The 21561-nt window shown below is 62.8% G+C and carries 21 protein-coding genes; 14 read left to right on the top strand and 7 right to left on the bottom strand.

All coding sequences use genetic code 11. From position 1 onward, the window contains the following. Positions 1 to 477: 477 nt before the first annotated feature. Positions 478 to 903, bottom strand: a complete 426-nt coding sequence (locus tag IEX85_RS18195) for a DNA polymerase III subunit chi (protein WP_188862048.1) — start codon at positions 901 to 903, stop codon at positions 478 to 480. Continuing rightward, complete coding sequence (locus IEX85_RS18190) at positions 900 to 2408, bottom strand: leucyl aminopeptidase (RefSeq protein ID WP_188862047.1); 1509 nt, start codon at positions 2406 to 2408, stop codon at positions 900 to 902. The genes IEX85_RS18195 and IEX85_RS18190 overlap by 4 nt, the downstream gene beginning before the upstream one ends. 180 nt (positions 2409 to 2588) lie before the next feature. Between IEX85_RS18190 and lptF the strand changes: the two genes are divergently transcribed. Together lptF and lptG are read left to right on the top strand one after the other, a co-directional pair. Further along, complete coding sequence (lptF, locus tag IEX85_RS18185) at positions 2589 to 3695, top strand: LPS export ABC transporter permease LptF (RefSeq protein WP_188862046.1); 1107 nt, start codon at positions 2589 to 2591, stop codon at positions 3693 to 3695. Further along, positions 3692 to 4756: an LPS export ABC transporter permease LptG gene (gene lptG / locus IEX85_RS18180; RefSeq protein WP_308425661.1), complete on the top strand. Its 1065-nt coding sequence runs from the start codon at positions 3692 to 3694 to the stop codon at positions 4754 to 4756. The genes lptF and lptG overlap by 4 nt, the downstream gene beginning before the upstream one ends. 230 nt (positions 4757 to 4986) lie before the next feature. Here the strand turns inward: lptG and IEX85_RS18175 are convergent, their stop codons facing one another. The 3 genes from IEX85_RS18175 to gloA all read right to left on the bottom strand — a co-directional run bounded on the left by IEX85_RS18175 (position 4987) and on the right by gloA (position 6876). After that, positions 4987 to 5436 carry an RDD family protein gene (locus tag IEX85_RS18175; protein ID WP_188862045.1) on the bottom strand — a complete coding sequence of 150 codons (450 nt, stop codon included), beginning with the start codon at positions 5434 to 5436 and terminating at the stop codon, positions 4987 to 4989. A gap of 102 nt (positions 5437 to 5538) precedes the next feature. Next, positions 5539 to 6345, bottom strand: a complete 807-nt coding sequence (locus IEX85_RS18170; protein WP_188862044.1) for a tetratricopeptide repeat protein — start codon at positions 6343 to 6345, stop codon at positions 5539 to 5541. A 138-nt stretch (positions 6346 to 6483) separates the two neighbouring features. Continuing rightward, positions 6484 to 6876: a lactoylglutathione lyase gene (gene gloA / locus IEX85_RS18165; RefSeq protein WP_188862043.1), complete on the bottom strand. Its 393-nt coding sequence runs from the start codon at positions 6874 to 6876 to the stop codon at positions 6484 to 6486. Between the two features lie 109 nt (positions 6877 to 6985). On the opposite strand from gloA, the gene IEX85_RS18160 reads away from it, so the two are divergent. Together IEX85_RS18160 and fldB are read left to right on the top strand one after the other, a co-directional pair. Next, positions 6986 to 7324: a phasin family protein gene (locus IEX85_RS18160; protein WP_188862042.1), complete on the top strand. Its 339-nt coding sequence runs from the start codon at positions 6986 to 6988 to the stop codon at positions 7322 to 7324. Between the two features lie 75 nt (positions 7325 to 7399). Beyond that, entirely contained in the window at positions 7400 to 7918 is a 519-nt protein-coding gene (gene fldB, locus IEX85_RS18155) for a flavodoxin FldB (RefSeq protein WP_188862041.1), read from the top strand. Here the strand turns inward: fldB and IEX85_RS18150 are convergent. Then, the gene (locus tag IEX85_RS18150; RefSeq protein WP_188862040.1) at positions 7888 to 9120 is read right to left on the bottom strand and encodes an MFS transporter; all 1233 of its coding nucleotides are present in this window, start codon (positions 9118 to 9120) and stop codon (positions 7888 to 7890) included. The two genes, fldB and IEX85_RS18150, sit on opposite strands and share 31 nt — an antisense overlap. Positions 9121 to 9281: 161 nt before the next feature. Here IEX85_RS18150 and prfB point away from each other — a divergent pair, with 161 nt between their 5' ends. The 10 genes from prfB to IEX85_RS18100 all read left to right on the top strand — a co-directional run bounded on the left by prfB (position 9282) and on the right by IEX85_RS18100 (position 19657). Continuing rightward, entirely contained in the window at positions 9282 to 10376 is a 1095-nt protein-coding gene (gene prfB / locus IEX85_RS18145; protein WP_188862039.1) for a peptide chain release factor 2, read from the top strand. A gap of 131 nt (positions 10377 to 10507) precedes the next feature. Then, positions 10508 to 12013 (top strand): lysine--tRNA ligase, encoded by a 1506-nt coding sequence (gene lysS / locus IEX85_RS18140; RefSeq protein ID WP_188862038.1) that lies wholly within the window; start codon positions 10508 to 10510, stop codon positions 12011 to 12013. 5 nt (positions 12014 to 12018) lie between these two features. After that, positions 12019 to 12489, top strand: coding sequence for a hypothetical protein (locus IEX85_RS18135; protein ID WP_188862037.1), 471 nt, complete (start codon positions 12019 to 12021; stop codon positions 12487 to 12489). Between the two features lie 199 nt (positions 12490 to 12688). Next, positions 12689 to 13372: a uracil-DNA glycosylase gene (ung, locus tag IEX85_RS18130; RefSeq protein WP_188862036.1), complete on the top strand. Its 684-nt coding sequence runs from the start codon at positions 12689 to 12691 to the stop codon at positions 13370 to 13372. Between the two features lie 136 nt (positions 13373 to 13508). Next, positions 13509 to 14207 (top strand): GntR family transcriptional regulator, encoded by a 699-nt coding sequence (locus IEX85_RS18125; protein WP_188862035.1) that lies wholly within the window; start codon positions 13509 to 13511, stop codon positions 14205 to 14207. Positions 14208 to 14416: 209 nt separating this feature from the next. Further along, the gene (locus tag IEX85_RS18120) at positions 14417 to 15163 is read left to right on the top strand and encodes an aspartate/glutamate racemase family protein (protein WP_188862034.1); all 747 of its coding nucleotides are present in this window, start codon (positions 14417 to 14419) and stop codon (positions 15161 to 15163) included. Between the two features lie 94 nt (positions 15164 to 15257). After that, the gene (locus IEX85_RS18115; RefSeq protein WP_188862033.1) at positions 15258 to 16685 is read left to right on the top strand and encodes an amidase; all 1428 of its coding nucleotides are present in this window, start codon (positions 15258 to 15260) and stop codon (positions 16683 to 16685) included. Positions 16686 to 16742: 57 nt separating this feature from the next. Further along, entirely contained in the window at positions 16743 to 17747 is a 1005-nt protein-coding gene (locus IEX85_RS18110; RefSeq protein ID WP_188862032.1) for a TRAP transporter substrate-binding protein, read from the top strand. A 107-nt stretch (positions 17748 to 17854) separates the two neighbouring features. Next, on the top strand, positions 17855 to 18355 hold the full coding sequence (locus IEX85_RS18105) for a TRAP transporter small permease (RefSeq protein WP_188862031.1): 501 nt from the start codon (positions 17855 to 17857) through the stop codon (positions 18353 to 18355). A 3-nt stretch (positions 18356 to 18358) separates the two neighbouring features. Next, positions 18359 to 19657 (top strand): TRAP transporter large permease, encoded by a 1299-nt coding sequence (locus tag IEX85_RS18100; protein WP_188862030.1) that lies wholly within the window; start codon positions 18359 to 18361, stop codon positions 19655 to 19657. 499 nt (positions 19658 to 20156) lie between these two features. Here the strand turns inward: IEX85_RS18100 and IEX85_RS18095 are convergent, their stop codons facing one another. Then, on the bottom strand, positions 20157 to 20828 hold the full coding sequence (locus IEX85_RS18095) for a GntR family transcriptional regulator (RefSeq protein ID WP_188862029.1): 672 nt from the start codon (positions 20826 to 20828) through the stop codon (positions 20157 to 20159). Positions 20829 to 21561 lie beyond the last annotated feature (733 nt).

The raw sequence follows: 21561 nt of genomic DNA, 5'->3' as shown, positions 1-21561 counted from the left end.
CCTCTCAGTATAGGAACCATAAAAGCAGGGAACGGCGTGCTCGGTGTTGATCTGGGGCAGGTTGGGGGATGGGTGTAGCGATGCGCCGGCGGTATATTCACCGGTTTCAGTGTGTGTTGGGCATCGCGAAACCCGTCAAATCGATCGTAGGAATGTAGGATGGGTGGAGCCGCCATTGGCAGATTCGTGCCGTGTGGCATAGTGTCTATGGCGGCGTAACCCATCACAGGCGCCGCAGGCGTATTGGTTGCGGTTGGCACGGGCTCAAGTGCCGGCACCGTAAAATCCATTGACGGGTTACGGTGCGCGCCAAACGCGGCAGGGGCCGAAACCTGGGGCTGAGCGCACCTCCACCCATCCTGCCCGCGAAGGTGCTGGGCAGGACGTGGGAGCGGCGCCTCGCCGCGAATAGCCAAGGTGCCGGCAATCTTCGCGGCGGGGAAGTGTCCGTAAGTTTGGGTGCGCCACTCCTACGGGTTACCCCCGCATATCGGTGCGGTGCATTTCCAGGCCGTGCTGCTGGCACAGTCGCCAGTTGTGGCGGCTGGCGTCGAGCAGGTCCTGCTGCTGCACCACGATCTCGACGATGCGCTGGAAATCGAGCGCTTCGGCGGGGAGGTTAAGACCGAGATTGACGAACACCTCACGATGTTCCGGCAGGGCGTCGCCCCAGCCGATGGTGATGGGAGCCTCGGGTGTCTGGCCCATCAGGGCGTGGGGCACGAAGCTGTCCGGGCGCCAGGACCAGAGCCGCTCGTCGAGACGGGCGGCGCCGGTTTCGTCCGGCACCCGCACGAATACCTTCAGGCCCATGGCGAGAATCTTCTCGCTCAGCCGGCAGAGGAAGTGCTGGCGACTGTCCTCGTCGGGAGCCGCCAGTATATAGAAGTCCGCCCGACTCAATGGTCGTGTTCGCTCTCTTCCACCTGGTCCAGCAGGTACTGGCTCAGCAGCGGCACGCAGCGGCCGGAAGCGCCCTTGTCCTTGCCCTTGCTGTTCCAGGCGACGCCGGCAATGTCCAGATGCGCCCAGGGGTACTTCTTGGTGAAGCGCGACAGGAAGCAGGCGGCGGTGATGGTGCCGGCGGGCGGTCCGCCGATATTGGCGATATCGGCGAAGTTGGAGTCCAGCTGTTCCTGGTACTCGTCCCAGAGCGGCAGACGCCAGGCGCGATCGGCGGCGAACTCGCCGGCTTCCAGCAGTTCGCCGGCCAGACTGTCGTCGTTGGCGAGCAGGCCGGAGGCGTGGTTGCCCAGTGCGACGATACAGGCGCCGGTCAGGGTAGCGATGTCGACCACGGATTTGGGGTTGAAGCGTTCGGCGTAGGTTAGGGCGTCGCACAGCACCAGACGGCCTTCGGCGTCGGTGTTGAGAACCTCGACCGTCTGGCCGGACATGGTGGTGACGATATCCCCCGGCTTGGTGGCGCGCCCGCTGGGCATGTTCTCCGCCGCGGCGATGATACCGACGACGTTGATCGGCAGCGCCATTTCGGCCACCGCGTTGAGTGTGCCGAGCACGCTGGCGGCGCCGCACATGTCGAACTTCATTTCGTCCATGCCGGCGCCCGGCTTGAGGCTGATGCCGCCGGTGTCGAAGGTAATGCCCTTGCCGACCAGCACGAATGGCTGTTCGTCGGTCGCTTCGCTGCCGTTGTACTGCATGACGATCAGTTTCGACGGCTGGTCGGAGCCGTTGCCGACGCAGAGCAGCGAGTGCATGCCGAGCTTTTCCATCTCGCTTTCGTCGAGTACCTGGGTGCTGATGGCGTCGTATTCGTCGCCCAGGCGAATGGCCTGCTGCGCCAGGTAGGTCGGGGTGCAGATATTGCCCGGCAGGTTGCCGACGTCGCGCGCCACCGATACGCCGTTGGCGATGGCAACGCCGTCGACCAGGGCATGCTCGCCGGTCTCGACATCGTCTTCGGGCAGCAGGATATGGACGTGGGCCAGCTGCAGCGGATCGGCCTTCTTGCTTTTGGTTTCGTCGTACTGATAGAGCTCGGCGGTGCCCCATTCGACCAGCATGCGGGTCTGGCGGTAGAGGTCGTCATCGGCGATGCAGGGCACGTCCAGTGCGAACAGCGCGCTGCCGGCCCGAATGCTCTTGATGGCGGCGAAGGCGGTCTTGATCAGCTTGCGGTAATTGCGGTCGTGGCGCTCGTCGGCCTTGCCGAGTCCCAGCAGCAGCACGCGTCGGGCCTTGATGTTGGGAACCCGGTGCAGCATCAGGCTTTCGGCGACCTTGCCCTGGATGTCGCCACCGCCGAGGATGTCGGACAGGTAGCCGTTGCTGGCGCTGTCGAGCGTGCGCGCCGCGGGTGTCAGGTTGCCATCGGCCTCGACACCGACGATGAGCAGTTCCGTTTCGAGCGCCTCTATGGCGCCGCTTACTATTTCAAAATCCATGATGGCTCCAGGCAAGACTTTAATTCCACTTTCGGCGATAATGCCGCATCCCGAGTGCCATGCACTATAAACTATTCCAGAGCCTCTGAATAAGTCCCGGTCGAGGTGAATGCCCGAGGGCACGACGCTTTCGCTGCGCGGGACGTTTTCATGGACGCCAATTCGACAGGGTAGTGCGACTTGATCGTTTTCCGATACCTGACCCGCGAGGTACTGATCAGCACGGCCGCCGTCAGCGGCATTCTGCTGATGATCATCGTCAGCGGGCGCTTTATCAAATACCTCGGCAATGCCGCCGCCGGCAAACTGGATCCGGACCTTTTAGCGCAGATGCTGCTGTTCAGGCTGCCGGGATTTCTCGAACTGATCCTGCCGCTGGGGCTGTTTCTCGGCATTCTGCTTTCGTTCGGCCGGCTCTATCTCGAGAGCGAGATGGTGGTGCTGCGAGCCTGCGGTTTCAGCCAGCGACGCCTGGTGCTCTACGCACTGGGGCCTGCGCTGCTGGTAGCGGTACTGGTGGGTTTGCTGAGTACCTGGGTGTCGCCGCTGGGTGCCCGGATGATCGACCGGGCTTACGAAAGCCAGCAGGGCGTGAGTGAGTTCGACACCCTTCTGCCGGGGCGCTTCCAGCCGCTGCCTGGCGGAAACAGGGTGTCCTACACCGAGGGCCAGGGGAACAGCCAGGGCAGCCTGGAAAACCTGTTCATTTCCGACAGCACCGGCAACGGCCGGCCGGTCGTGGTGCTGGCGGAGCAGGGCTATCGCTACGACAGCGACAACCGCAACCGTTACCTGGTGCTGCGCAACGGCGTGCGCTACGAGGGCATTCCCGGTCAGGCCGACTACCGGCGCATCGACTACGGCGAATACGGCGTGCGCCTGCCGGCCTCGAGCGAAACCCGCGACGACGACAACCCGGAGTCCTACAGTACCCTCAGGCTGCTGTCCGATGCCCGCCCCGAGGCCAAGGCGCAGTTGCACTGGCGGCTGTCGCTGCCGGTGCTGGCGCTGGTGGTGGCGCTGATCGCGGTGCCGATGAGCCGTACCAACCCCCGCCAGGGGCGCTTCGCCAAGCTGATTCCCTCGATTCTGCTTTACCTGGCGTACCTGACGCTGCTTGGGGCGGCGCGTACCCGGGTCGAGGATGCCCAGGCCCCGGTCGCGCTGATCTGGCTGGTGCACGGCGCCTTCCTGCTGCTGGCGGCCAATCTGGTATTTGCCGAGCATTTCTGGGAGCGGCTGTTTGCACGTCTGCCGTCGCTGCCGGGCCGGAAAAGGACGGGATGATGAACAAGCTGGATATCTACATCGGCAAGCATGTGCTGGGCGCCATCCTGGTGGTGATGCTGATCGTGGTCGGCCTGGACCTGCTGTTCTCGCTGATCGACGAGCTGGACTCGGTCAACGAGCGCTACGACCTCTTCGAAGTGGTGATTTATCTCGCCATGACCACGCCGCGCCGCCTTTACGAGTTCCTGCCGCTGAGCTGTCTGGTGGGATGCCTGGTGGGGCTCGGCATGCTGGCCTCCCACAGCGAGCTGACGGTGATGCGGGCCGCCGGGGTGTCCACCCGCCGTATCGTCGGCGGCGTCATGAAACCGGTTCTGGTGCTGGTGATCGGCGCGCTGCTGCTGGGCGAGTTCGTGGTACCCCAGACCGAGCAGGTCGCCCAGAGCCGTCGCGCGCTGGTGCAGTCCGGTGGCGAGGCGCTGAAATCGCGCCACGGTGTCTGGCACCGCGAGGGCGATACCTTCATTCATATCAATGCCGTGCAACCGGACGGCCGGGTATTCGGCGTTACCCGCTATCGTGTGGATGGCGCACGCGACCTGCAATCGGCCAGCTACGCCCGCGAGGGGAAATTCCGCGACGGCGCCTGGCAGCTCTCGGAGATCAGCGAAACGCTGTTTCACGGTGACCGGACCGAGGTCGTGCATCGGCAGAGCGAAGTCTGGCATTCCGGATTGACGCCAACGCTGCTGTCGGTGGTGGTGGTTGAGCCGGTGGACCTTTCGATCAGCGGTCTGCGGGCCTTCTCGCAGTATCTGGCAGAGCAGGGGCTCGACAACGTCAGCTATCAGCTGGCGTTCTGGAAGAAGCTGCTGCAGCCGCTGGGGATACTGGCGCTGGTGCTGATCGGCATTTCCTTCATTTTCGGGCCGCTGCGCAGCGTCACGGTCGGCCAGCGGCTGATCGTCGGCATCATGGTCGGCCTGGTGTTCAAGTTCGCCCAGGACATGCTGGGGCCGGCCAGCAGCGTGTACGGTTTCACGCCACTGCTGGCGGTGCTGCTGCCGATTGTGGTCTGCTTTCTGGTTGGCGGCTGGATGCTCAAGCGGGCGAAGTGACATTGCAGGAGCGGCGCCTCGCCGCGAATCTGCTGCGGTGAATAAAAGCTTCGCCGCGGGGAAGCGCCCTTAAGTTTGGCTGCGCGGCTCCCACGACAGGTGGCAAGTGCCGGGATTCGCAGGAGCCCGCTCCGCCGGCGAATGATCTTTGGTGCCAGACCGGTTCGCCCACAGAGTGGGCTCCTACGAACAGAAGTCTTGGATTCTCGCAGGAGCCCGCGCAGCGGGCTCTACGCCTTCTTTTTCTTTTCCAGCTGCACGATGCGGGTGCCGGAAGCCCGGTCGCCCCAGGTGAGCTTCTCGTCGCCGAGCAGCATCCACCAGTAGCCGAGGCCGGCCAGGGCCAGCGAGGGGCCGGCGACGATAAAGCGGATCAGGCTCTGGGTCCAGCTGATATGGCCACCGGCGGTGCTTTGCACCCGAAGGTTCCAGGCCAGCATGCCGAGGGTCTGTCCCGAGCGCGTCCAGAAATAGGCGAAAAACAGATAGGTTGCGACGAACAGCAGCGTTTTCCACTGCGGCCCGGTGACCGCTTCGCCGCCGTTCAGGCCAACGGCAACAGCGCCCAGTACCATCCAGAGGGCGACTACCAGGAGGGTGTCGTAGATCATCGCCAGCAGGCGCCGGGCCAGGCTGGCCGGGCGCAGCACCCGCGGGCTGTCGGGGAAAGGTATATGCATGGTGATGAGTGAACGGTTATAAGTTGACAGGTAACAGTTAACAGCCGACAGGTCGCGGAGTGCGGTTTGCGCTGTCGTCTGTTAACTGTTTGCTGTGGTCTGTTATTTAAAGGGTGTGACGTACTTGGCGAGATAGTCGGCTGCCAGCGCTTCGGCGGCTGTCGTTTTCTCCGGGTCCAGCTTCATCAGCAAACGCTTTTCGATCGCGGCGGCGGTGGGGTTGCCGAGCTGCGCCGAGTTGTGCATCCAGGCGTAGGCGATGACATCGGCGTCGGCGCTGTTGTCGCTGCCGTGGTGGTTGGAATACAGGGTGCCGAGAAAGAACATCGCGTCCATATGTCCCTGCTCCGCGGCGCGGCGATACCAGCGCTCGGCTTCACTGTAGTCCTGCTCGACGCCGGTGCCGAAATTGTAGCAGCGGCCGATGTTGTGCATCGCGCTCACCAGTCCCTGATCGGCGGCCCGGCGATACCAGTTGTAGGCCTCCAGCGGGTTGCGATCGACGCCATAGCCGAATTCGTACATTTCACCCAGACGATTCTGGGCGCGGGCGTCTCCCTCGCTGGCGCGGGGCTCGACCGTCTCGAGTTCCTTGCGGTACTCGACGTTTTTCATCCGGCGCAGGTTGTTCACGCTCTCGAGGTGTCCCTGGTTGGCGCCGCGCTTGTAGAGCTCCATCGCCCGCGCTTTATCCTCGGAAACCCCCCAGCCATTCTCGTACATCTGGCCGAGCATGTTCAGGGCGTCGGGATTGCCCTCACGGCTCAGGGACTCCAGTTCATCGAGCGCAGCCTTGTAGTCCTTGCCTTCGAAAGCCCGGGTTGCCTTGCCGAGATCGGCGGCCAGCAGCGGGGCTGTATGCAGGCTCATCAGCAGGCCGGCAGTCGCCAGCAGTACTTTCTTGCTCATCGGATCGGATGCTCCCTTGCGCCTTTGTGTGGGCTCGTCTGAGTTCGGTTCGGCGCCCATTATAGCGGTGTGGCCAGGGTGAGAAAACGCAACGGAGCGAACCCCGGTGAAAGGGGGGCTCCGTCAGATCGCCTGGTGTCAGTCGTTGCGGGTCTTGTCGAGCAGCTCGATCATGTAGCCGTCCGGGTCCTTGACGAAGGCCAGTACGGTGGTGCCGCCCTTCATCGGGCCGGCTTCCCGGACGACCTGGCCACCCTTGGTCTTGATGGTGTCGCAGGCCTGATAGACATCGTCGACCTCGATGGCGATATGGCCATAGCCGTTGCCGAGATCGTAGCTGGAGGTGTCCCAGTTGTGGGTCAGCTCCAGCACGGCGTCTTCCGATTCCTCGCCGTATCCGAGGAACGCCAGGGTGAAGCGGCCTTCCGGGTAGTCCTTGCGGCGCAACAGGCGCATCCCCAACAGGTCGGTGTAGAAGGAAATCGACTTCTGCAGGTCCGAGACCCGCAGCATGGTGTGCAGAATACGCATAATCGCAGCTCCGTAAGCATTGATACTGGTCAGCGATTGGGCACGGCGACCTTGCCCAAACTCGATTAGAGTGCTGTATTATAGGGACTTATCGCAGAGGGTGAGCGTCATGTTTCAAGAGTTTTCCAAACAGTTCTCCAAGCAGTTCGGCGATTCCATGGAGCCTTTCAAGGATCTGGTCAACATCCAGACCAAAATGCTCGAGGAATTGACCCGGCAGCAGATGGAGTGCACCAAGTCCTGCGTCGAAGCGACGATTCAGCAAACCCGCGAACTGCAGAAATGCAACAGCCCGAGCGACCTGATGGAACTGCAGAAAGCGTACGCCAAGGAGCTCGAGGAAACCCTGCGGCAGGCCGGCGAGCAGAACATGAAAGCGCTGCAGGAGGCCAGGGCAGCCATCGAGAAGATTACCCAGGATCAGTTCGACGCCTTCAACAAGAAGTAATCGCCCGCCTCAATACTGGTGCCGGAGCCGTCCGCTCCGGCCTCGTTTTTCCCCTGTTTTTCGATTCCGAGCACTATGACCGCCCCTATTGGCCTTTTCTTCGGATCGACCACCGGCAATACCGCCGATGTGGCCGAACGCATCGCCCGCGTCATCGGATCCGACCTTGTCGACCTGCACGACATCATCGACAGCGGTCCCGCCGCAATGACGGGCTATGACTGCCTGATCGTCGGCATACCCACCTGGGATTTCGGTGAGCAGCAGGAAGACTGGCTCGAAGTCTGGCCCGAGCTCGACGACCTGCAGCTGAGCGGGCGCTTTGCGCTGTTCGGCCTGGGCGATCAGATCGGTTACGGGGAGTGGTATCTGGATGCGATGGGAATGCTGCACGACAAGCTGCGTGACGCCGGCGCCGAGCCTGTGGGTTACTGGCCGGTGGACGGGTACGACTTCGAGTCATCCCGGGCGCTGACGGCGGATCGCCGTCATTTCGTTGGCCTGGCGCTGGATGAAGACAGCCAGCGCGCTGAAACCGACGGCCGGATCGCGATCTGGGTGCCTCAGGTGCTGGACGCCTTCGGTCTTAGCTGAGTACGCAGCGCACTCAGGCCGTACCAGGCGAGACCGCTGGCGGGAATCAGGGCCGCCAGCGCGAAGGCCACCCGGTAAGCCTCGGCCGGGTAGCGGCCGGTGCTGTCAGGAGGCCACAGCTCGACGATACCACCCAGTCCCCACTGTATCAGGAATGCGGACACGAAAATGCCGAGGTTCAGGCTGGTGCTGACGCGGCCGCTCTGGTGACGGGGGAACTGCTGCGCGAGGCTGGCGAACATCAGCGAGCCCGAGGTGCTGAAGAAGCCCAGCATGGCCCAGAGCAACGGGCTCGGGGTGCCGCTGTCGAACTGCAGCAGCACCAGCAGCGCGACGAAGGCCAGGATTCCGGCCAGGCTCAGGGCTCTGGGAGGAATGCCCAGGTGCTGCAGCCGGTCGGCGATCATGCCCATCAGCAGAAAGCCGGAAGTGACGCCGCAGGCACAGACGAACAGCATGTCCGCCGCGGCGGACGGGGACAGTTGCATCACCTGCCGCAGCCAGTCGCCGGCCCAGAGCGACTGCACCGATATAAAGGTGGAACTTTGCAACAGGCTGGCGGGCGCCACCCGATAGAAGCGAGGGTCGCGAACGATGGTGAAAACGGTGCGTAGCGGGTGCTCCGGCGTCCCTGGATGGGGCTCGACAGCGCGCCGCGGGACCATGAACCACTGCAGCAGCGCGGCCAGCGCACAGAGAACGGCCGTTGCCATGAACAGTCCGCGCCAGTCGGTGACGCCGAGGGCCAGTTCCACCGGCTTGGTTGCCAGCAGGGCGCCTAAACCGCCGGAAGCGAGCTGGATGCCGTTGACCAGCGGCAGGCGCGCGGGCTCGAGCCAGATCACGTAGGCCTTGAAGGCGCCCATCAGGCAGGCAGAGACCCCGACGCCGATCAGCACGCGACCGAGCAGCAGCTCCGATGCCGTCCCGGCAAAGGCAAAGACGAGGCTGCCGGCCCCGGCGATGAGCAGCAGTATCGCGTTCAGCTTGCGGGCTTCAATGCGGTCCAGCAGTACGCCAAGCGGCAGCTGGCAGGCGGCAAAGGCGAGGAAGTAGCTGCTCGAGATCAGACCCAGGGTGGCGGCGCTCAGGCCCAGTTCGTCGACCAGCGCCGGCGATACCACGGCACCGACCACGCGAAACAGGTACGACAGCATGTAGCCGAAGGCGAATGGCAGGATCAGGCGCAGCAGCACGCTCATCGGTGTCGGGAGGCTGCAGCGGCGGTGGAGGCCGGCAGATGGTTATCGTGGCGCTGCATCCCTGCACTCATGCTGTTCACTACCCAAGCTATTATTTAAAGCCACGGGCGGATCGGTTAAAATACCGCCCTTTTTCTAATTTGCGAGGCCCGACGCCAGCGATGGAAATCAACCCGATCATCAACGCCCTCAAGGACATCGGCGAGCGCGCCGGTACCCTGCGCGTGTACCTCGATTATGACGGCAAGAAAGAGCGTCTGGAAGAGGTCGAACGCGAACTCGAATCCCCCTCCGTCTGGGACGATCCGGACAATGCCCAGAAACTGGGTCGCGAGCGCGCCCAGCTCGAAGAGGTGGTCAGCACGCTGGAGGCGCTGGAGAGCGGAGCGGCCGACGCGCGCGAACTGCTCGACATGGCGGTCGAGGAAGACGATGCCGATACCGTCGCCGAGGTCGAAAAGGAAGTCGAAGGACTGACCGGCCGGCTCGAGAAGCTGGAGTTCCGCCGCATGTTCGCCGGCGAAGCCGATCCCAACAACGCCTTTCTCGACATTCAGGCCGGTTCCGGCGGTACCGAGGCGCAGGACTGGGCCAACATGATGCTGCGCATGTATCTGCGCTGGGGCGAGGACAAGGGTTTCAAGACCGAGCTGGTGGAAGTCTCCGAGGGTGAAGTCGCCGGCATCAAGAGTGCGACCATCCGTTTCGAGGGCGACTACGCCTTCGGCTGGCTGCGCACGGAAACCGGCGTGCACCGCCTGGTGCGCAAGTCGCCGTTCGACTCCGGTGGTCGTCGTCACACCTCCTTCGCGTCGGTCTTCGTGTCGCCCGAAATCGACGATAACGTCGAGATCGAGATCAACCCGGCGGACCTGCGTATCGACGTTTACCGCGCCTCCGGCGCCGGCGGTCAGCACGTCAACCGGACCGAGTCGGCGGTGCGTATCACCCACGTACCGACCAATACCGTGGTGCAGTGCCAGAGCCAGCGTTCGCAGCATCAGAACAAGGACTTCTGTATGAAGCAGCTGCGCTCCAAACTGTACGAGCTGGAAATGCTCAAGCGCAGCGAGGCGGCGCAGAAGCTGGAAGACTCCAAGGCCGATATCGGCTGGGGCAGCCAGATCCGCTCCTACGTGCTCGACGACAGTCGCATCAAGGATCTGCGCACCAATGTCCAGACCTCCAACTGCGACCGTGTGCTGGACGGCGATCTGGACATGTTTATCGAGGCCAGCCTCAAGGCCGGCCTCTGATCCGGCGCCGCTGTCCGGCGCTCTGAACCAAGCGAGCCCTTGAGCATCAAGGGGTTATACGAAATTCTGCCCCCCGGTGGTGGGGGCGACGCGCAGCCGTGTGGCTGCGCTGCCAGGTAAAAGGTTATCCGATGTCCGACAACATCCAGCAGCCGCAAGACGAAAACCGCCTGATCGCCGAACGGCGCGAGAAGCTCAGTGCGCTGCGCGAGCAGGGCAATGCCTTCCCCAACAGCTTCCGGCGCGACAGCTATGCCGCCGATCTGGTCGCCGCCCACGGCGACAAGAGCAAGGAAGAGCTGGCCGAGGCCGCTATCGAGGTCGCGGTCGCGGGCAGGCTGATGCTCAACCGCGGCGCCTTCATGGTGCTGCAGGACATGAGCGGCCGCATCCAGCTGTACGTCAACAAGGAAGCGCGCGCCTTCGCCAAGTCGCTGGATCTCGGTGACATCATCGCGGTTCGCGGCAAGCTGCAGAAATCCGGCAAGGGCGACCTCTACGTCGACATGGCGCAGTTCGAGCTGCTGACCAAGAGCCTGCGCCCGCTGCCGGACAAGCACAAGGGGCTGCAGGACACCGAGATGCGTTATCGCCAGCGCTACGTTGACCTGATCACCAACGAAGACTCGCGCAGGGTGTTCGAGGTGCGCTCCGGCATCGTTTCGGCGATCCGCCGCTACCTCGCCGAGCGTCGCTTCCTCGAGGTCGAAACGCCGATGCTGCAGGCGATTCCGGGCGGCGCCTCGGCGCGTCCGTTCGTCACTCACCACAATGCGCTGGATATCGACATGTACCTGCGCATCGCGCCCGAGCTCTATCTCAAGCGCCTGGTGGTGGGCGGTTTCGAGCGCGTGTTCGAGATCAACCGCAACTTCCGCAACGAAGGGTTGTCGACGCGTCACAACCCCGAGTTCACCATGATCGAGTTCTACCAGGCCTACGCGGACTACCGTGACCTGATGGACCTGACCGAGGATATGCTGCGCACCGTGGCGCGGGAAGTGCTGGGCACCACCACCATCGTCAATACCGTGCGCAACGAAGAGGGTGAGGTGCTGGAGCGCTTCGAGTACGACCTGTCCCAGCCGTTCCAGCGCCTGTCGGTGTTCGACTCCATCCTCAAGTACAACCCGGACATCAGCGCCCAGGCGCTGGCCGACGAGCACGCCGCGCGCCAGATCGCCGAGCGTCTGGATATCGAACTCAAGGATGGCTGGGGCCTTGGCAAGGTGCAGATCGAGATCTTCGAGAAGACCGTCGAGCACCGTCTCGATCAGCCGACCTTCATCACCGAGTACCCGACCGAGGTCAGCCCGCTGGCGCGCCGCAGCGACGACAATCCCTTCGTCACCGACCGCTTCGAGTTCTTCGTCGGCGGCCGCGAGCTGGCCAACGGCTTCTCCGAGCTCAACGATGCCGAAGATCAGGCCGAGCGTTTCCGTCAGCAGGTAGCCGAGAAGGAAGCCGGTGACGACGAGGCGATGCACTACGATGCCGACTTCGTCAACGCGCTGGAGTACGGTCTGCCGCCGACGGCCGGCGAGGGCATCGGCATCGACCGTCTGGTGATGCTGTTCACCGACTCGCCGTCGATCCGCGACGTTATCCTGTTCCCGGCGATGCGGCCGCGCGTCTGAGCCGCTTGAGCGACCGGGATAAAGAGCGCCGGGGACTCCCGGCGCTGCTGTTTCCGGCATCGTCGCGCCGGGTGCCGGGCAAGCGTGGTATCAATCTGGCGCTGCGCAGCCTGCATCTGGTCGGTATTGCGGGCCTGGCTGGCCACTTTCTCTACCGGCTTCCGCCCGAGCACTGGCTGGGGTTTCTGTGGCTTGGCTTTGGCGCGGGGCTGGCGATGGTACTGCTCGAGCTGTACTGCGACGGTGTCTGGCTGCTGCAGCTGCGCGGGCAGGCCATCCTCGGCAAACTGGTGCTGCTGGGGCTGGTGATTCCATTTCCGCAGTTACTGGCGCCGATGTTCGTGCTGGCGATTCTGATTTCCGGGTTCTTCGCCCACGCCCCGGGCCGGGTCCGGTATTATTCGCTCTACCACGGACGGGTGGTGAAGGCGTTGCGTGACGCCGACGGCGGCATAAAGAACTCGGGGCAGCCATAAAGCAGACTGAGTCGAGCACGCAGCGTCGGATGGGTGCAGCGATTCACCGCAGCGGGCTGTACGCTGACTGCGGATCACGGGCATCGCGAAACCCGTCATATCGATCGTCGTGCAGATCGATCGGTTTCAACCGGCATCAGCGGGTGTTGTCGCCGAATGACAGCTTGCAGTTTGGACGTTTCAAAGGAGTATGCAGACGATGGCACTGGATCAGGCCCCCAGCTGGCAGCCGGCGCTGGCCGGCGAGTTCGAGCAGCCTTATATGCAGGCACTGAAGCAGTTCCTGCGGGATGAGAAAGACAGTCAGAAGACCATTTATCCTCACTCCAGTCACTGGTTTCATGCCCTCGAAGCGACCCCGCTGGATCAGGTGCGGGTGGTGATTCTGGGGCAGGACCCCTACCATCAGCCGGATCAGGCCCATGGCCTGTGCTTTTCGGTACGGCCCGGCGTGCGGGTGCCGCCGTCGCTCAGGAATATCTACAAGGAGCTGCAAAGCGATCTCGGCATCGAGCCGGTGCAGCACGGATACCTCGAGAGCTGGACGCGCCAGGGCGTACTGCTGCTCAACAGTGTGCTGACGGTCGAACAGAGCCGCGCCGGTTCGCACCAGGGCAAGGGCTGGGAGCAGTTCACCGACCGCGTGATTCACGCCGTCAACGACCGTTGCGAGCACGTGGTGTTCCTGCTCTGGGGCAGTTACGCCCAGAAGAAGGGCGCCTTCATCGATCGTCAGCGCCACCTGGTGCTGCAGGCGCCGCATCCGTCGCCGCTGGCGGCGCACCGCGGCTTTTTCGGCTGCCGGCATTTCAGTCAGGCCAACGCCTACCTCGAGGCCCATGGCCGCGGGGCCATCGACTGGCAGTTGCCGGCACAGCCTTAACAGCGCCGTAGGGCATGGCTGCAACATTGCGCGATGCCCTATAATTGGGCGTTGTTAATGATTTCGGTGACCCGATGGTTGCCATTGTCCGCCGCGCTATGATCCGGGTGCGGCTTTTGGCCCGCAGAAGGAAACGATGACCAAGACCAAGCGCAAACCCAGCGATGACGAGGTGTACAATCGCATCTGGAGCGCCATTATGGAGCGCAAGCTGCAGCCGGGGACCCGCCTCAAGGAGGAGGACCTGTGCGAGGTATTCGAGACCAGTCGCGGCGGTATCCGCAAGGTGTTGCAGCGCCTTGCGCACCACAACCTGATCAATCTGGTGCCCAACAGCGGCGCCTATGTCGCCAAGGCGACGGTCAAGGAGGCGCGGGAAGTGTTCCAGGCCCGACGGCTGATCGAGACCGAACTGGTGCGGGAGCTCGTCCGTACCTTCACGCCAGCGAAGAGGCAGGCGCTCGAGGAGCATGTGGCCCTGGAGGAGCAGGCTCATCGCGATGGCGACCTCAACCGCCGCATACGCCTGTCGGGCGAGTTTCACCTGAAGATCGGCGAGCTGGCCGACAAGCAGGTGCTGACTCATTTTCTGCGCGAAATCGTCTCCCGCACCTCGCTGATCATCGCCCAGTATCAGCTGGCCAGCGCCCGTCACGCCGAGGAAACGGCGGCCCATCCCTGCTGCGAGCATCGTGGCCTGATCGAGGCTTTCGAGAAACGAGATGCCGACGGGGCGATCAGCCTGATGATGGAGCACCTCTGCCATCTCGAGGAGCAGCTGGATCTGGCGTCCGGCATCAACGGTGCCATCGACCTCAAGTCTATCTTCTCCTGATGCCCCTGGGTTGCTCGCCTTCGCGGGGGCGAGCCGCCCGGACCCTGTTCACGTCACTTAAGCCCACCTTTGTGTGGGCTTTTTCATTATGGACCGCCAGGCGCGACGGTGATCGGTTGTTATCGGACAGGTACTCTGAATTAAATAATATTGAATTATAAATTCAGTCGTGACAGTATCGATAAAAACACCCCCAGAAGGGCCGCTCAATGAAAATACTGCTTCTGAACCCCAATACCTCCGAAGTGATTACCGACCAGCTGGCCGAGGTGGCGCGCAGGTACGCAGCAGCCGGCACCGAAATCATTCCGGCTACCGGGGCTTTCGGGGTTCCCTACATAGCCAACCGTGCCGAAGCCGTGATCGGCGCCAGTGCGGCACTCGAGATACTGGCGGCGCAGCACCGTAACGTCGATGGCGCCATTCTGGCGGCCTTCGGCGATCCGGGGCTCGGGGCCGCGCGGGAGCTTTTCGATATTCCGATCGTCGGTCTTGCCGAAGCCGGCATGCTGACCGCATGCATGCTGGGCAAGAAGTTCGCGATCGTGACCTTTTCCACCGCACTCGGCGCCTGGTACCAGGAATGCGTCGAGTGGAATCAGCTGCAGGACCGCTGCTGCGCCATCCGCATGCTGGATCAGTCTTTCCAGTCCATCGGCTCGGTGCGCGACGAGAAAGAGGAACTGCTGGCGGAGCTTGCTCTGACCGCAGTCAACGAGGATGGCGCCGACGTCATCGTGCTGGCGGGCGCACCGTTGTCGGGACTGGCCGACCGTATCCGCGATCGGGTGCCGGTACCGATGATCGATTGCGCGGCGGCCGCCACGAAGCAGATCGAGGGTCTGGTATCGCTGGGACTGAAAACGCCGGAGGTGGGTACGTTCCGCCGTCCGGTGGCCAAGCCGACGACCGGCGTCAGCGAGGTGCTGGCCGCGCGTATCGAGCACCGCAGCTGAACTGTCCAGTCACCTGGTCTGCAGTTTGCATCTATAAATGCATCAGCACCCGGTGGTGCAAGGGCCTCAATGCAGAACCCGAAAGGGAGGACTCATGGGCGAGATCAAGCGAACCCTGGCGGAGATGGATCTGATAACCCTCCGCGATGCCATTGCCGGCGGGGATCTCGGTATTGCCGAGGTGGCCGCGAGTTTTATCGAGGTGGTAGCCGAACGCAATCCGCAACTCAATGCCATCGTTCGCTTCGATGAGCACTGGGTGCAGGCGCAGGTGCGGGAGCTGGAGCAGCGCCGGCGTGCAGGCGAAACCCTGCCGTTGCTCGGTGTTCCCTTTACGGTCAAGGACACCCTCTGGATAAAGGGGCGCACTGCGACCCAGGGCTCCCGGCTGTTCGCGGATTTCGTGGCGCCGGAGGATGCCGTGGCGGTGCAGCGACTGAAGCAGGCGGGCGCTCTGATTCTCGGCCACAGCAACAGCTCGGAGTTCGCCTGCAAGGGGGTGACGACCAACCGGTTGTACGGTGCCACCCGCAACCCCTGGAACCTTGAGATGACCCCGGGCGGCTCCTCGGGCGGTGCGGCGGCGGCGGTTTCGGCGGGACTCGGCGCCTTTGCGCTCTGTACCGATGGCGGCGGCTCCACCCGGCGTCCCGCGGCCCATAGCGGTGTCGTCGGCCTGAAGCCTTCCTGCGGATTGATTCCCCATCCGACCGGTTTTCAGGAACCGCTGTTCGGTAACGGCGTGATCGGACTGATGACACGCCGAATCGCCGATCTCGAGCCGCTGCTGGCTACGCTGGCGGGAGCCCATCCCTGCGATGCCGATACCCCGGTGGGGCTGGCGCGGGAGTCGGATCCCATCGCCTCGGTGGCCGGTGCCCGGATTGCTTTCAGCCCCCGTTTCGGACTCGATGTGCCGGTCGAAGAAGACCAGCTCGAGGCGATCGCTGGGGTGGCCAGTGCGCTCGAGCATGCCGGCGCCATCGTCGAGCCGCGCGATCCGGTGTGGCCGCAGGGCGCCGGGGAGGCGGCTTTCGCGACGCTGCAGTTCGCCGGACTCGCGGCGCTCTACGGCGACGCGTTCCAGCGGGATGCCGGCCCGTTCGACCCCGATATCGCTGCGCAGATAGAAAAGGGGCTGGGGCTCAGTGGCGCGGACGTCGCGCGCGCCTATTTCGACCGCGCCGAGCTTTACCGCGCCATGGCGGATCTGTTCAGCCACTGCGATGCGGTACTGACGCCGACAACGCCGTGCACCGCCTGGCCCCACTCTGAGCTGGGGCCGGCGACGATCGCAGGCCAGCCGGTATCGCCACGCGGACACGCGGTTTTTACCCCGATCATCAATCACAGCTTCCACGCGGCGGTTTCGGTGCCTTGCGGTATCGCATCGAACGGCCTGCCGATGGGCGCGCAGATCATCGTGCCTCGATTCAGGGATGCGCGGGCGCTGAAAATAGGGCGGGTCGTCGAAGAGACATTCGGTGCCCCGTTCGCCCGGCCAAGATGGCCACTGACCTGAACGGGTGGCGGTTGCCGCCGGATTGCAGTACCCACTCAAACTCTGATGGAGTGAACCATGAAGAATAGAATGAAGACGCTGCTGGCATCCGCTGTCATAACCGCGGGCCTTGTCGCCGGTACCGCCGGCGCCGATACCATTCGGCTCAGCACCACCGTTTCCGACTCGTCCAACTGGGTCAAGGCCGCGAACAGGTTCAAGGAGCTGGTCGAGGAGCGAAGCGAAGGCGGTCACAAGGTCGAGGTGTACGCGAACGGCACCCTGGTCAGCGGCAACGACCGCGTCGAGCTGGAAATGGCCCAGGCCGGTGCCGTCGACATCATCATGAAATCGACGCCCTGGCTGAGCCAGATGAACCCGGATTTCATCGTCGTCTCGATGCCCTGGATCTTCCCGGATGCCGACGCCGCGATGGCGGTGATGGACGGCCCGGTGGGGGACGAGCTGGGCGCCAAGCTGGAATCCCAGGGCATCCGCCCGCTGGCCTGGGGCTCGGGCGGCTTCTTCCAGCTTTACAGCAACCCGGGACCGATCGATACGGTCGACGATATCTCCGGTGTCAAGATTCGCACCCCGGGCCTGGAACTCTACCTGGATTCCTGGAAGTCGGTTGGCGCCGTACCGGTGGCAATGAGCTTCGCCGAGGTGTTCAGCGCACTGCAGGCCGGCGCCATCGACGGCGGTATCTCGCCCATTCCGCTGATCTATTCGTCGCGCTTCTACGAGGTCAGCAAGAACATTGCCAAGGTCAACTTCTCCTTCGAGGCGGTCGGCATGCTGGCGAGCAATGTGTTCTGGGGGCGTCTCTCCGACGAGGACAAGGCGCTGGTTGCCCAGGCCGCGAAGGACGCCATGATCTATCAGCGTGAAGTCGCCGCCGGCGAGGAAGCGGAGCTGGCGAAAAAGATGGAAGAAGCCGGCGTGACTATCCAGGTGCCTTCCGAGGAAGCGCTCGAGGGCTTCAAGTCCAGGGTGTCGCCGGTCTACGCCGAGTACAAGAGCAAGGTTGGCGAGGAACTGGTCACCAAGGTGGAAGACGCCGTTGCCGCGTTGAACAACTGAACCCCGGTCCCTTTCCCTGGCGCCGGTGAGAATCCCGGCCGCCAGGCGGACCGGAGGAGAGCCATCATGCGTAATGTCACCGCCGCATCGGGAGGGGGGACGGGATCATGAGAAAGATCGCAGTCAAGGCGCTGCTCTGGCTTGACCGGCTGGAGAAGATCACGGTGGTCAGCTTATGCGGTTCCATCGTCCTGCTGGTGTTCATGGGAGTGCTCTCGCGCTATCTGTTTCACTACTCGATCGCCTGGTCCGAGGAGCTCGCCCGCTTCATGTTTCTCTGGGGCGCGCTGTTTGGCGCCGCCTCCGCCTGCAAGACCGGGCAGCACGGCGGCATCCCGCTGCTGGTCGACAAGTTCCCGCCCTGGCTGCAACGGGCGACCGAGGTCTTTATCGGCGTTTGCATGCTGACTTTCATCGGTTATCTCGCCTGGCAGGCCTATGGCACCACCATGCGCGCCATGGCCTCGGGGCAGTCGAGCATGACCACCGGCATACCGGTCTGGGTCATCAATTTCGGCATGTTCCTGTCCTTCTGTCTGGCGATATTCCGCACCATTCAGGGATTCCTGATCGGGTCCTACCGTATCGACAAGCCAGTGGTGGAATAAGTTATGACACTTCTCGCTAATCCGGCCGTGATCGGGCTGCTGGTGTTCTTTGCGTTTCTCGCTATGAACGTACCGGTATTCGTCTCCATCGGCCTGGCGGGCCTCATGGCCTTCGTGGTATTCGAGATCGCGCCACTGAGCGTGATTCCCTATGTCTTTTCCGGCTCGCTGGACTCCTTTCCTCTGCTGGCGACGCCGTTGTTCATCATCGCCGGCAACTTCATTACCCGAACAGGGATCGCCACCCGGCTGGTGCGGCTGGCGGAGCTGATCCTGGGACCGGTACCCGGGGGGCTTGCGCTGACCGTGCTGGTCACCGGTGCGGTGCTGGGCTCGATGTCCGGCTCCAATATCGCCACCGTGGCGGCGCTGAGCTTCCTGGTGCAACCGATGGTGGATCGCGGCTATGACCGCGGCTTTGCGGTTGCCGTGGTGGCGGCCGGCTGCACCTTCGGCGTGGTCATTCCGCCGAGTATCGGTTTCATCATCTACGGCGTCATTACCGAATCGTCGATTCCGAAGCTGTTCGCCGCGGGCATCGGCCCGGGACTGACCATGCTTCTGCTGCTCGGTGGCTATACCCTCTATATCTCGAAAAAGCGCGGCTACCGGGGGGCTGATCCCGAGGCGCGAAACTGGGCGACGCTGTTCGCGGCCTTCAAGGACGCCTTCTGGGGCCTGATGGCGCCGGTGATCATTCTGGGCGGAATCTACTCCGGAGTTTTCACGGCCACCGAGGCCGCGGCGGTGGCGGTGGTTTACCTGTTCGTGATCGATCGGCTGGTCTACAAGCAGATCTCCTTCGCACAGCTGCCGGACGTGATCTTCGATTCCGGCCGGACCATCGGTGTCATCGTGCTGATCATCGCCACCTCGGCGGTATACGGCTGGGTGATGCAGACCCAGGGACTGGCGAGCATGCTGAACGACTTCATTCTGGATATCAGTGGCGGCAATGCCATCCTGATCCTGCTGTTCTTCAATATCGTGCTGCTGGTGGCCGGCGCTTTCCTCGAGCCGATCGCGGCCATGTACCTGCTGGTGCCGCTGTTCAAGCCTACGCTCGAGGCGATCGGTTTCGACCTGGTGCACTTCGGTGCGGTGCTGACGGTGAACCTGTCGATGGCGCACCTGACACCGCCGGTGGGCGTGGGCCTGTTTCTGGCCTCGCAGCTGGGCAAGGTGCCGTTCGCCACCGCGGCGCGCTTTGCCATCCCGTTCGTGATCTGCGAGATCATCGCCATACTGCTGGTGACCTACGTCAAGCCGATCGCGATGTTCCTGCCGTCGCTGCTGGGTTAGGATCCGCATCCGGCCGGCCCGAATCCATCAAGCCCTCAGGTTTATGCCGGGGGCTTTTTTGTGGTTTAAGCGGGAAAGCTATCAATCGATGGGTGGGGCCGCTGACCGTACTCACCTGCCACCTGGCAGGAGGCTGTGGGCGGCGTAACCCATCGCTGTTCCCGCAAGCGCCTTGGTCGCGTTTGGCGCAGACGGTATTCGGAGCTGTGCGGACCTTGGCGAAGCGATAATGATGTACCGAGGAAGCCGTAGCTGCTTCAGGCGAAAGCTGTACTTTCGGGTCACGATAACGCTGACTCCACACGAATGAGACCCGGTGCGCTTCGTTGCACTCAGGGCACCCTACATGCGCTTCCCGCCAATCTGCGAAGAACCTTTTTTGGGTGCGCAGGTTGGCGTGAAGGTGAGAAAAAACTGGATCGGAGCGCGGCGCAATCCGGGACCGGGGCCTGTGGGGGATAGGCCCGGGTCTATGGGGGACTGTAACCGAAGGTGGGGGTTATTTCGCCTTGTGGATCGTTCCGCCGGTCTTGAGCACGTGGTCGCGCATGATGCGCCCGGCGAGCTGGCTGTCCCGGTCTTTGAGTGCCTGGAGCAGGGCGCGGTGTTCGTGGACCGAGCCTTCCCAGTGGGTATGGGTGTGGGTGGTGAGGTAACGACCGCGCCGGGTTCTTCCGCTGAGGCGTCGGTGCACCTGCTGCAGCTCGCGATTGCCGCAAAGGTCGATGATCCACTGGTGCGCCCGCTGATTGAGCTCGAAGTAGGCCTGGGGTTCGGCGTTGCGATAGTGCCGTTCCATTTGCTCGTGGAGTGCTTCGAACTCCGCCAGCTCCTCGTCACTGGCCGTCAGCGCGGTCATTTCGACCGCCTGGCGCTCGAGACCGGCCAGAACTTCGAACAGCTCGGCCAGCTCTTCTTCGCTGGTGATGGCGACCCTGGCGCCCCGGTGCGGCTCGATCAGAATCAGCCCCTCGCTTTGCAGTACCTTGAGCGCTTCACGTAGCGGCGTGCGGGAGATATCGAGCAACTGACACAGCTCGACTTCGTCGATGCGACTGCCCTCGGGCAAGGCCTCTTCCGTGATCATGCGGCGCAGATGCTCGGCCACCTCCTCGTGCAGCAGGCGGCGCCTTACGCCGCCGGGGGCTGTGAAATGGACAGGCTTGTTCATGTTCGATTTTCCTCGGTTTGCTGCGGGAGGGTGGGCCGGTCGTCCGGTGTTGTCGGCAGCCTCGCAATCGAGGCGGGTGAATTCTAGATAATATAATTACAAATAAAAGATCCTTAATTAAATAAGTTATCGATAACAGTCAGCCGGCGGGTTTTCGTTACTGCCACGGCCGCTGGTGTCGATAGTCGCAGCCGCACAGTTGCTGAAGCTCTGCAGGGCAGTGTCGGTACCATCGCGTTTCAGCCTTTCAGCGGCGGCTTCGATTGCTCTCGTCCTCGCCATGATGGGCCTCTTGCTAGAGGTAAACAAATATATAATTCATAATTATATCGTGCCGTTCGATTGTAGCTGTCGCTCCGACTGGAAGTCAATAAACGGAGTGAATGTTCAATCTTTGGCCAGTTAAATGAAAAATAATCCTTTAATATCAATATCATGTGTTTTAATCGTTCATGAGTAATAAATAATTATGAATTAAAGTGTTGATTTTTTTCCGTGCCGTCGCTAGCTTGATGACAGGGTTGGACAGAGATCGGATGCTCTCTACGGGTGAGGAGTCCTCGTCGCAAACGGCGGTCGGGGCTCCGCGAGGCCACACGAAGAGAATGCCGGTCTGTTGCCCGCCCCGGTGCCGTTCTTCCGCTTCGTATTCTGGCGAGCATTCAGGAAGGCGGCACCACGCCATTGCCAATGTTGAGGAACCTGTGCCGGCCTTCTGTTGTTTGCAGGGGAG

The sequence above is a fragment of the Marinobacterium nitratireducens genome (assembly GCF_014645375.1).
In the GTDB taxonomy this organism is placed as follows: domain Bacteria; phylum Pseudomonadota; class Gammaproteobacteria; order Pseudomonadales; family Balneatricaceae; genus Marinobacterium_A; species Marinobacterium_A nitratireducens.
The sequence above is the reverse complement of the archived record's forward strand: the minus strand, read 5'-3'. Positions and strand labels throughout refer to the sequence as shown.